At 68.6% G+C, this 11,154-nt stretch carries 10 protein-coding genes; 7 read left to right on the top strand and 3 right to left on the bottom strand.

All coding sequences use genetic code 11. The features are described from left to right. Nucleotides 1-27: 27 nt before the first annotated feature. Nucleotides 28-1,122 (top strand): glycerol dehydrogenase, encoded by a 1,095-nt coding sequence (locus H6A23_RS05245; RefSeq protein WP_204831142.1) that lies wholly within the window; start codon nucleotides 28-30, stop codon nucleotides 1,120-1,122. Between the two features lie 194 nt (nucleotides 1,123-1,316). Here H6A23_RS05245 and H6A23_RS05250 read toward each other — a convergent pair whose 3' ends face one another. Then, nucleotides 1,317-1,622 (bottom strand): CDP-alcohol phosphatidyltransferase, encoded by a 306-nt coding sequence (locus H6A23_RS05250; protein WP_204831143.1) that lies wholly within the window; start codon nucleotides 1,620-1,622, stop codon nucleotides 1,317-1,319. A 109-nt stretch (nucleotides 1,623-1,731) separates the two neighbouring features. Then, nucleotides 1,732-2,400 (bottom strand): HAD family hydrolase, encoded by a 669-nt coding sequence (locus H6A23_RS05255; RefSeq protein ID WP_204831144.1) that lies wholly within the window; start codon nucleotides 2,398-2,400, stop codon nucleotides 1,732-1,734. 215 nt (nucleotides 2,401-2,615) lie between these two features. On the opposite strand from H6A23_RS05255, the gene aspS reads away from it, so the two are divergent. From aspS to H6A23_RS05285, 6 genes are all read left to right on the top strand, one after another. Continuing rightward, nucleotides 2,616-4,343 (top strand): aspartate--tRNA ligase, encoded by a 1,728-nt coding sequence (aspS, locus tag H6A23_RS05260; RefSeq protein ID WP_204831145.1) that lies wholly within the window; start codon nucleotides 2,616-2,618, stop codon nucleotides 4,341-4,343. Between the two features lie 28 nt (nucleotides 4,344-4,371). Next, nucleotides 4,372-4,857 (top strand): MarR family winged helix-turn-helix transcriptional regulator, encoded by a 486-nt coding sequence (locus H6A23_RS05265; RefSeq protein ID WP_204831146.1) that lies wholly within the window; start codon nucleotides 4,372-4,374, stop codon nucleotides 4,855-4,857. Next, nucleotides 4,857-6,596: an ABC transporter ATP-binding protein gene (locus H6A23_RS05270; RefSeq protein WP_204831147.1), complete on the top strand. Its 1,740-nt coding sequence runs from the start codon at nucleotides 4,857-4,859 to the stop codon at nucleotides 6,594-6,596. Before H6A23_RS05265 ends, H6A23_RS05270 begins: the two co-directional genes overlap by 1 nt. Then, nucleotides 6,597-8,435 carry an ABC transporter ATP-binding protein gene (locus H6A23_RS05275; protein ID WP_204831148.1) on the top strand — a complete coding sequence of 613 codons (1,839 nt, stop codon included), beginning with the start codon at nucleotides 6,597-6,599 and terminating at the stop codon, nucleotides 8,433-8,435. Between the two features lie 39 nt (nucleotides 8,436-8,474). After that, the gene (gene crcB / locus H6A23_RS05280; RefSeq protein ID WP_204831149.1) at nucleotides 8,475-8,849 is read left to right on the top strand and encodes a fluoride efflux transporter CrcB; all 375 of its coding nucleotides are present in this window, start codon (nucleotides 8,475-8,477) and stop codon (nucleotides 8,847-8,849) included. A gap of 215 nt (nucleotides 8,850-9,064) precedes the next feature. Beyond that, entirely contained in the window at nucleotides 9,065-9,676 is a 612-nt protein-coding gene (locus tag H6A23_RS05285; protein WP_204831150.1) for a flavin reductase family protein, read from the top strand. Here H6A23_RS05285 and H6A23_RS05290 read toward each other — a convergent pair. Continuing rightward, a complete protein-coding gene (locus tag H6A23_RS05290) occupies nucleotides 9,673-11,136 on the bottom strand; it encodes a lipopolysaccharide biosynthesis protein (protein WP_286165829.1) in 1,464 nt (487 codons plus the stop codon). The genes H6A23_RS05285 and H6A23_RS05290 overlap by 4 nt on opposite strands. Nucleotides 11,137-11,154: the final 18 nt, after the last annotated feature.

Here is an 11,154-nt window from a genome sequence, read left to right on the forward strand (position 1 = left end):
TCATATGGCAGCGACAGGAGGAACAGCATGGCACGCATCTTCATCAGCCCCAGCAAGTACGTCCAGGGCCCCGGCGAGCTCGCCCGCCTCGGGGAGTACGTCAAGGCCTACGGCGCCCACGCGCTCGTGGTCATCTCCGCGGGCGGCCTGCGCCGCTCCGGCGACGCCATCACGGCGAGTCTCGAGGCGGCCGGCGTGGCCTGCACCTATGACAACTTCAACGGCGAGTGCTCCCAGGCAGAGATTGACCGCCTCGTCGAGGTGCTGCGCGCGTCCGGCGCCGACGTCGTCGTGGGCGTGGGCGGCGGCAAGATCTTCGACACCGCCAAGGCCGTGGCCGCGGCCGTGGACGTGCCCGTGGTGATCGTCCCCACCATCGCCGCCACCGACGCCCCGTGCTCGGCGCTCTCCGTCATCTACACCGACGACGGCCAGTTCAAGGAGTATCAGTTCTTCAAGCAGAACCCCAACCTCGTGCTCATGGACACCGAGGTCATTGCCAAGAGCCCGGTGCGCCTGACGGTCTCCGGCATGGGCGACGCCCTGGCCACTTACTTCGAGGCGCGCGCCTGCAAGCGCTCCGACTCCACCACCTGCGCCGGCGGCCACGTGACCGAGGCCGCCATGGCCCTCGCTCGCCTCTGCTACGAGACCCTCATCTCCGACGGCCTCAAGGCCAAGCTCGCGCTCGAGGCCGGCGCCTGCACCGAGTCCGTGGAGAAGATCATCGAGGCCAACACGCTGCTCTCCGGCCTGGGCTTCGAGTCCGCGGGCCTGGCCGGCGCGCACGCCATCCACAACGGCATGACCGCCCTGCCCGAGACCCACGCCTACTACCACGGCGAGAAGGTCGCCTTTGGCACGCTCACGCAGCTCGTGCTGGAGAACGCCGAGGAGCTCTACGAGGTGCTCGACTTCTGCGTGGAGGTCGGCCTGCCCGTGACGTTCGCGCAGCTCGGCGTCGAGGACGCGAGCTACGAGCGTGTGCTCGAGGTGGCCAAGCTCGCCTGCGCGCCCACCGACACCCTCGGCAACATGCCCTTCGAGGTCACGCCCGAGAAGGTCGCCTCCGCCATGCTCGCGGCCGACGCCTACGGTCGCGCCGCCCTCGGCGAGGAGTAGCTCGGCGGCCCGAGGCCGCCCGGCGGCGTGCCTCTCCGCGATTAACGCGCACTCGTGCACGTTCTTCTCGCGTTTTTCCAGTTGGCGAGTTGAGAATCCTGCACGAGTGCGCGTTATTCAGAGTACAGAATCGGGGCCGGAACCCTGAGGTTCCGGCCCCGTTCATGACATTTTCCCCCGGGACCTTTGTCAGGTCAGTCCTTCTCGCCGGAGATGGAGGCGAAGAAGGTGGCGTGGTCGAAGACGTCCTTGATGGTCTTGCCGTTGATGAAGGGGAGGGCGAGGAACTCGTCGACGGTGGGGACGAGCTCGGAGCAGTCGACGAAGTGGTCCTTCTCGTTGCGGCGGCTCGTGTCCTGCGCGCGCCAGGACTCGAAGTTGCAGTCGGTCAGGTAATAGATGGAGGAGCCGGTCTTCATGTAGACCGAGTGGTTGCAGTGCAGGTACTCGGCCAGCTCGTCGTAGTTGATGTCGAGGGCCTCTGCTGCCTTCTTTCCCATGGCGGTTCCTTTCTCCGGACTACCAAATGGACGATAGGGAAACTATAACCCGTCTCGCCCTCCGTTATGCGCCCGTTCTGGAAATGTTAGGTGAGCGTAGGCTCTGAGCTCACTGAGCGCGGGCGAGAAGAACGCGCTCCAGCTCGTCGGGCGTGTCCACGAGGGTGGTCGCCCCCGCCGCTACGAGCTCGTCGCGGCTGCGAAATCCCCACGTGCATGAAAGACAGCTGCATCCCACGGCCCGCGCGGTTGCAACGTCCACCTCGGAGTCTCCCACGTAGACCATGCCGTCGCGCGTGGCGCCCATGCGCTCGAGCGCGGCGAGGACCATGTCGGGCGCGGGCTTCTTGCGGATGCCCGCGGCCTCGTTCTCCCCGAGCACGGCGTCGAAGGTGCCCGGGAACTGCCGCGCGATGAGCTCCTGCACGGCAAAGTCGCCCTTGTTGGAGACCACGGCCAGGCGCACGCCGGCCGCGCGCAGGTGCGCCAGGAGCTCGGGGATGCCGGGGTAGGGGCCGGTGTGATCCTCGCAGTGCGCGGCGTAGTGCGCGCAGAAGTCCTCGTAGACGGCCTCCTCCGTGGCGGCGTCCGTGCCGGCGGGCACGGCCCGGTGGATGAGCAGGCGGATGCCGTTGCCCACGAAGCGGCGCACGTCGTCGAGGGTGTGCGGCGGCATGCCGTGCGCCCCGAGCGCGGCGTTGGTGGAGAGATGCAGGTCGCAGAGGGTGTTGAGCAGGGTTCCGTCAAGGTCGAAGACCACGGTCTTGTATGCGGGCATGGACGCTCCTTCGATTGGTCGCCGCTAGGGTAGCACGTTAACCTGACAAAGGTGTCAGGGTCGTTTGTCAGGTTTCCGTCTGCTTTCGCCCGCTCGACGCCCACTCGGTCCGTAGTACAATCACCCCCGCTGCGCCGCGCGCCGTCTACGCGCGCCGCGGCCATCCGGCAGGCGCCGCCCGTACGGCACGGGGCGGCAGGACGAGAAAGGCAATCATGGACTCACACACCATGCACACCCACACCTGCGGCGAGCTGCGCCGCGAGCACATCGGCCAGCAGGTGACGCTCACCGGCTGGGTCTGGCACCGCCGCGACCACGGCGGCCTCATCTTTGTTGACCTGCGCGACCGCGACGGCGTGACGCAGGTCTCCTTTGACCCGGAGCACTCAGGCGGCGAGGCGTTCCACGCGGCCGAGACCATCCGCTCCGAGTGGCCGATCAAGGTCACGGGCACCGTCCGCGAGCGCCCCGAGGGCATGGACAACCCCAAGCTCGCCACCGGCGAGGTCGAGGTCCTTATCGATGCCATCGAGGTCCTCAACTCCTCCAAGACGCCGCCCTTCCAGATCGAGGACCACGTGGACACCTCCGAGGACGTCCGCCTGCGCTACCGCTACCTGGACCTGCGCCGCCCGCGCATGACGGCCAACCTCAAGATGCGCTCCGACTTCACCTTCGCGCTGCGCCAGGCGCTGCACGACCGCGAGTTCCTCGAGGTGGAGACGCCGGCGCTCTTCAAGTCCACCCCCGAGGGCGCGCGCGACTTCCTCGTGCCGTCCCGCACCCAGCCCGGCCACTTCTACGCGCTGCCGCAGTCCCCTCAGCTGCTCAAGCAGCTCCTCATGGTGGGTGGCGTTGAGCGCTACTACCAGGTCGCCAAGTGCTTCCGCGACGAGGACCTGCGTGCCGACCGCCAGCCCGAGTTCACGCAGGTGGACATCGAGATGAGCTTTGTCGAGCAGGACGACGTCATGGGTGCGCTCGAGGACGTGCTGGCCGACGCCTTCTCCAAGATGGGCGTCGAGATGCCCTGCCCGCTGCGTCGCCTGGACTACTGGGACGCGATGGACACCTACGGCTCCGACAAGCCGGACACCCGCTTTGGCATGGAGCTCCACGACGTGACGGGCATCTTCCAGGCCTCCAAGTTCAAGCTCTTCGCGAGCGCCGCCGCGACCGACGGCCAGTACGTCAAGGCCATCAACGCCAAGGGCGCCGGCGCTTGGCCGCGCGCGCAGATCGACAAGCTGGCGAACGTCGCCGCCGAGTTCGGCGCCAAGGGCCTCGCGTGGATCGCTTTCCGCGAGGACGGCTCCGTGAACAGCCCCATCGTCAAGTTCTTCTCCGACGAGGAGATGGCGGCGCTGCGCGAGGAGATGGGCGTCGAGCTGGGCGACCTCGTGATGTTTGCCGTGGCCGACCGCAAGACGGCCGACGAGATCCTCGGCGGCATGCGCCTGCACATGGCAAACGCCCTGAACGTCCCGCGCGAGGGCCACGACTTCCTCTGGGTGGTCAACTTCCCGCTCTTCCACTGGGACGACGAGACCAAGCGCTACGAGGCCGAGCACCAGCCCTTCACCCTGCCCACTGAGCTCGATGTCGAGAAGATCAAGGCGGACCCGCTGGCCATTGGCTCTGCCACGTACGACTTCGTCATGGACGGCTGCGAGGCGGGCGGCGGCGGCATGCGTATCCACAACTCCCAGATGCAGCTCGACATGCTCGAGCTCATGGGCTTCACGGTGGAGCGCGCCCGCGAGCAGTTCGGCTTCCTGATGGACGCCCTCGAGTACGGCGCGCCCCCGATGGGCGGCTTTGCGCTCGGCCTCGACCGCGTGTGCATGCTGCTCGCCGGCGAGGACTCCATCCGCGACGTCATGGCGTTCCCCAAACCGCTAACCCTTGACACGGCAACGGCTTACAGTACCCTTGCATAGACAACCATTGACGTGTCAAGGAGTTTCCATGACCACCCCTAAGAGGGGGTCCTCGCTCGAGGACTTCCACATGCGCCTCATGCGCGCCTTCCACGCGCAGCGCACCTACCTGCGGCCGCGCGTCGACGGGCTCGGGCTCGGCCCCGGACAGCCCAAGATGCTCGTCTACCTGGCCGTTCACGGTCCGTCCAGCCAGCGTGAGGTCGCCGACTTCTTCGAGTGCGACCCGGGCGCCGTCTCGCGCATGTTCGACTCCCTCGAGCGCGCGGGCTTTGTGACCTCCGCGCCCGGCCGCGACCGCCGCACGAAGATGCTCGCCCTCACGGAGCGGGGCCAGGCCGCCTCGGACGCCTGGGACGCCATCTGCGCGCAGGAGGAGGGCGTCATGCTCGCGGGCTTCTCGCAGGAGGAGCGCGCTGCCTTCGCCGGCCTTCTCGCCCGCGTGCGGGCCAACCTCTGGCGCGCCATCGACGGCACCGACTCCGCCAGCGGGCCCGAGGGGGGCGAGGCCTGATGGACGGCGTCCGCCTCATCGCCCGCTACCTGGGCCCGTATCGCCGCGACTTCCTCCTGGCCGTGCTCTGCGTGGCCGTTGAGACCTCGCTTGAGATCTTCATCCCCGTGCTCATGGCCTACGTGCTGGACGAGGGCATCATGGCCGGCAGCCTCGCGACCGTCCTCAGGGGCGGCGCCGGCATGCTCGTCTGCGCGCTGCTCTCGCTCGGCCTGGGCTTTCTCTACGCGCGCTTCTCGGCCCGCGCCGCCATGGGTCTGGGCGCGCGCCTGCGCGAGGCCGAGTACGCCCACCTGCAGGAGTTCTCCTTCGCCAACCTGGACGACTTCGAGAGCTCGTCTCTCGTGACGCGCCTCACCACCGACGTCACGGTGGTTCAGAACGCCCTGGTCTCCGGCACGCGCCCCCTCGTGCGCGGGCCCGTGATCATGGTGATGGGCCTCGCGTGCGCCGCGCTCATGTCCGCCGAGCTCGCGGTGGTGTTCTTCGTGGTGATGCCGGTGCTCGCGGTGGCGGTCTTTCTCGTGGTGCGCCGCGTGGGCCCGCTCTACCGCGTGCTCCAGGGCGTGATGGACCAGCTGAACGACGCCCTGCAGGAGGACCTCGCCGCCATCCGCGTGATCAAGGCCTACGTGCGAGAAGGACATGTGGCCGAGCGCTTCGCGGACGTGAACGCCCGCCTCGCCTCCACGGCCACGCGCACCTTCCGCACGGCCGTGCTCAACCTCCCGATCTTCCAGGCCACGATGTACACCACGTGCGTGGGCATCATGTGGCTCGGCGGCCAGATGATCCTCGCGGGCACGCTCACGGTGGGCACCTTCACCGGCTTCATGAGCTACGTCCTGCAGATCGTGAACTCCCTCATGATGATCTCCAACGTCTTCTTGCTGCTCGCGCGCGCCGTCACGAGCGTGGAGCGCGTGGGCGAGGTGCTGGACGAGAAGCCCACCATATCCTCGCCCCGCTCCGCCGAGCGCACGGTCCGCGACGGCTCGGTCTCCTTCGATCACGTGAGCTTCAAGTACGCGGCGACGGCTGAGAAGAACGTGCTCGAGGACGTCTGCCTCGACTTCCCGGCGGGGTCCACCATCGGCATCCTCGGCGGCACGGGCTCGGGCAAGACCACGCTCGTGCAGCTCATCGCCCGGCTCTACGACGTGAGCTCGGGCGTGGTGCGCGTTGGCGGGCGTGACGTGCGCGACTACGACCTCGCGCGCCTGCGCGACGCGGTGGGCGTGGTGCTGCAGAAGAACGTGCTCTTCTCGGGCACCGTGCGCGAGAACCTCGCCTGGGGGGACGCGGGCGCCTCGGACGCGGACATGCTCGAGGCGTGCCGCCTCGCCTGCGCGGACGAGTTCCTGGACCGCATCGGCGGGCTCGACGGCGACCTCGGCCAGGGCGGCGCGGGCGTCTCGGGCGGCCAGCGCCAGCGCCTCTGCATCGCGCGCGCCCTGCTCAAGCGTCCGCGCGTCCTCATCTTCGACGACTCCACGAGCGCCGTGGACATGGCCACGGACGCCACGATCAGGGCGAACCTGGCCACGCTCACTGACGTCACCAAGATCGTGATCGCCCAGCGCGTGGCCTCCGTGATGGACGCCGACAAGATCGTGGTGCTGGACGACGGGCGCGTGCACGCGCAGGGCACCCACGAGGAGCTTCTCGCGAGCGACCCCATCTACCAGGAGATCTACGAGTCCCAGATAGGCTCTGGGATCAGCGGGGAGGTGGCGTAGATGCCGTCCCGTCAGACCGCGGCGCCCGCGCGCCCCACCAACCCGATCGCCACGCTGAGGGCGCTCCTCTCCTACATGAGCCATGCGCGCTGGATGCTCCTTTTGGTGGCCGTGCTCGTCACCGTGAGCGCGCTCGCCAATCTCTTTGGCACGTACATGATCAAGCCCGTGGTCAACGCGGTGGGGGAGGGCGACTTCGCGTCCTTCTCGTCCGGCGTGGCGCTGACCGCGGTCATCTATCTTCTGGGCGTGGCGTCGGCGGCGGGCTACACGCAGACGATGGTGCGCGCGGCGCAGCGCGTGGTCTTTGACATCCGGCGCGACCTCTTCGACCACATCGAGCGCCTGCCGCTCTCCTTCTTTGACCGCAGCCGCCACGGCGACGTGATGAGCTACTTCACCAACGACGTGGACACGGTCTCCGAGGCGCTCAACAACAGCTTTGCGAGCCTCGTCCAGGCGGGCGTGCAGATCGTGGGCACGCTGGCGCTGCTTCTGGTGCTCGACTGGCGGCTCACGCTGGTCACGGTGGCGTGCGACGTGGGCATCGCGCTCTACGTGCGGTTCTCGGGCGGTCGGAGCCGGCGGTTCTTCTCGCGCCAGCAGCACGAGCTCGGCGCGCTCGACGGCTACGTGGAGGAGATGATCTCAGGCCAGAAGGTCGTGAAGGTCTTCAACCACGAGGCCGCCAACCTCGCCGGCTTCCGCGAGCTCAACGAGCGCCTGCGCGAGGCGGGCACGTCGGCGCAGGCCTACGCCTCCACGATGGTGCCCGTGACCGTGTGCGTGGGCTACATCAACTACGCCATCGTCACCATCCTGGGCGCGCTGCTCGCCATGGGCGGGCAGATGGACGTGGGGTCGCTCGCGAGCTACCTCGTCTTTGTGCGACAGGCCACGGCCCCGCTCAACCAGTTCACGCAGCAGGGCAACTTCCTGCTCACGGCGCTTGCGGGAGCCGAGCGCATCTTTTCCGTGATGCGCCTCGCGCCCGAGGTGGACGAGGGCGTGGTGCGCCTCGAGCACGCCGACGACGTGGAGGCCGCCCGCGTGGCGGCGGGCGCCGCCGGCTGGGCGTGGCTCATCGACGGCGAGCACGTGCCGCTCCAGGGAGACGTCCGCTTCTACAACGTTGACTTTGGCTACGAGGAGGGCCAGACGGTCCTCAAGGACCTCACGCTCTACGCCAAGCCGGGGCAGAAGATCGCCTTCGTGGGCTCCACGGGGGCGGGCAAGACCACCATCACCAACCTCATCAACCGCTTCTATGAGACGCGCTCCGGCGTGATCACCTACGACGGCATCGACGTGCGCGACATCGAGAAGGCCTCTCTGCGCCGCTCGCTTGGCATCGTGCTGCAGGACACGCACCTCTTCTCGGGGACCATCGCCGAGAACATCCGCTTCGGCAAGCTCGACGCCACGGACGAGGAGGTCCGCGCCGCCGCGCGCGTGGCCAACGCGGACGGCTTCATCTCGCGCCTGCCGCGCGGCTACGACACGCCCGTGGTGGCCGACGGCGCCAACCTCTCGCAGGGGCAGCGGCAGCTCCTCGCCATCGCGCGCGCTGCGGTGGCTGACCCGCCGGTGCTCATCCTCGACGAGGCCACCTCGAGCATCGACACGCGCACCGAGGCGCTCATCCAGCGCGGCATGGACGCCCTCATGGCGGGGCGCACGGTCTTCGTGATCGCGCACCGCCTCTCCACGGTCCGCAACGCGGACGCGATCATGGTGCTGGAGCACGGGCGCATCGTGGAGCGCGGAACGCACGAGGAGCTCCTCGCGCTTCGCGGGGAGTACTGGCAGCTCTGGACCGGTGCCAAGGAGCTGGACTAGGCCGGGCCAGGGCGCGCCCCGGCCGGGAGGGGGATGTTCATGATCGAGCTTGCGGCCGTGGCGCTGGGCGGCGCCGTGGGCAGCGTGGGGCGCTGGGGCCTGGGGCTGGCGCTCTCGTCGCTCCTGCCGGGGCTGCCCGCGGGGACCTTCGTCGCCAACGTCCTCGCCGGGCTTGTCATCGGCGTGGTGGGCGGCGTGAACGCGGCCTCTCCGCTGCCCGAGCCCGCGCGCCTGCTTCTCACCGTGGGGCTCTGCGGCGGGCTCTCCACGTTCTCGACGTTCTCCAACGAGACGTTTCAGCTGCTCGAGGCGGGCAACGGCCTGGCCGCGGCGGCAAACGTCGCGCTGAACGTGGCCACGTGCCTCGTCGCGGTCTGGGCGGGCACGCGCCTCGGCGGCGCGCTCTGCTCCTGAGATGCCCTCGTTCGATGCCGCACAACCCGACAAATCAGAGGAAAAAACGCCCGTTTTGTCGGGTTGTGCGTCAGGGGCGTTCTATCCCGCGCCCTCGATGGGACGAGGCTGCTCGCCCGACCGTGCACGTGCCGCGTTTTGATGCCAGAATTGGGTGGGAAGCGCGGCACGCGCACACTCGGGACTCTCTGGCCCGGCCAACGAAGGGGGGAGCCATGGCAAAGCAGGCCTGGAAGGGCGGCAACATGCTCTATCCGCTGCCCGCGGTGATGGTGAGCTGCGCAAACGCCGAGGGCGAGCGGGACATCGTGACCGTGGCCTGGGCGGGGACCGTCTGCACCAACCCGCCCATGCTCTCCATCTCCCTCAGGCCGGAGCGCCACAGCTACCACATCGTGCGCGAGTCGGGGGAGTTCGTCGTCAACCTCGTGACCGCGCGGCTCCAGCGCGCGTGCGACTGGTGCGGCGTCCGCTCCGGGCGGGACTTCGACAAGTGGGCGGAGTGCGGCCTCACGCCCGCGCCCGCGGCGACGCTCGGGCTCGCGCCCGCGATCGAGGAGTCGCCGGTGAGCATCGAGTGCCGCGTCCATGACGTGCTCGAGCTGGGAAGCCACCACCTCTTCCTCGCGGACGTGACCGCCGTCCAGGTGGAGGATGGCCTCCTCGACGCGCGCGGCAGGCTCGACCTCGCCCGCGCGGGCCTCACCGCGTACAGCCACGGCGAGTACTTCGAGCTGGGGCGGCGCATCGGGACCTTTGGCTACTCCGTCCGCAAGGACCGGTCCCAGGCCCCTCGGCGCGGCGGCCGCTCGAGGCGGGGAGCCTAGCGCCCTCCCGCCAGGCGCCTGCGGATGGCAAAGTACTCCGTCACCAGCAGCACCAGCAGGATCGCCATGGAGACGAGGCTCGAGACCACGGCGCCCGCGAGCCCGGCGAAGTTCACCAGCAGCATGGACACCGGCACGGCAAAGGCTATGGCGATGAGGTAGAGCCGCGAGACCTGCTCCTGCGCCCGCAGCACCGTGATGATCTGGTACAGGAAGTCGATGCACGCACAGACGCCGCCCGTCGCCACCATCACGAGGCAGAGGCTGCGGAACTGCTCGAAGCCGATCCCGTACATGAAGCCCATCACCGGGATGCCCACCGTGCCCATCACGAGCGCCATGCCGCCGGTGATGAGCGCGATCACGCCCATCATGGCCAGGACCAGCAGGTCGAAGCGCCGGTGCTTCTCGGGGTCGTCCCAGATGCGCGCCAGGCGCACGAGCTGCGGCTTGTAGATGAAGCCCGCCGCCATGAGGATGGAGTGGGCGGGGAAGTACATGGCGTTGTAGTAGAGCTGGTTGTCGTAGGAGAGCGCGCCCTCCATCGTGAACTTGGGCACGGAGTCGATGAGGTTGTAGAGGAAGAGCGCGAGGAACAGCGGGAAGCACTGGACGAAGAGCTCCCGCACGCCGCGCGCGCTCGCCGGGAGCGACCGCTCCGTCTCAAAGTACGCGAGCGGCAGGGAGAGCAACAGCAGCGACGCCACGCCGCCCACGGCAAGCCCCCAGCTCGCCCACGCCAGGTTGCGCGTCACCAGCAGGACCACGGAGAAGACCGCGATCCCCAGCACGCACCGCGCGGCCTGGGAGAGGCCCGCCAGGTAGAGCTTGTCCGCCTGCTGGAGGCGCCCCTCGTAGACGTCCGCCAGGCCGTCGACCGCGCGGAAGACGAGCACGCCCATGCAGATGGAGAACATGTGGCCGTCATAGCCCCTGAACTGGCACCACAGCCACCCCACGAGCAGCATGAGCGCGCACGTGATGACGCGCTGGACCTGGTAGTCCAGAAACGACTGCATCTCGTCGAGGTCCGAGACCTGGTAGGTGCGCACCCCGTAGTTGGCAAGGAAGAGCAGCAGCGTGCCCACGGTGAAGGCCATCGAGAAGAGGCCCGCCTGCTCGGCGCCCACGAGCCAGGTTGCCACCATCGTGAGCAGGGGAAACAGCATGCCCCACGCCGCCTGGCCAAGCGTGTTGCAGACGTAGTCGCGCTTGGTCTGGTGCGCGAGGTACTGCTCGGTCTCGCTGGAGAACGTGCCGCCGAAGACGGCGCCGATGAGGCGGTTCCACCAGTCGTTGGCCACGCGGGCGAGAAACCCAGGCTGCCTGTCGGCCGCCGCCTTGGGCGGGCGCTTCCGCCTGCGGCCCTTCACCACCACGCCGTAGCGCGGCGTCTTGGGCGTCTGGCTTGCGGGTCGCACGGGCGTGACCTCGCGGCGCTTGAACGGGTTGCGTGGCATGGACGGCATTTTCCTCTC

It is taken from the genome of Olsenella uli, from assembly GCF_016900775.1.
Classification (GTDB): domain Bacteria; phylum Actinomycetota; class Coriobacteriia; order Coriobacteriales; family Atopobiaceae; genus Thermophilibacter; species Thermophilibacter uli_A.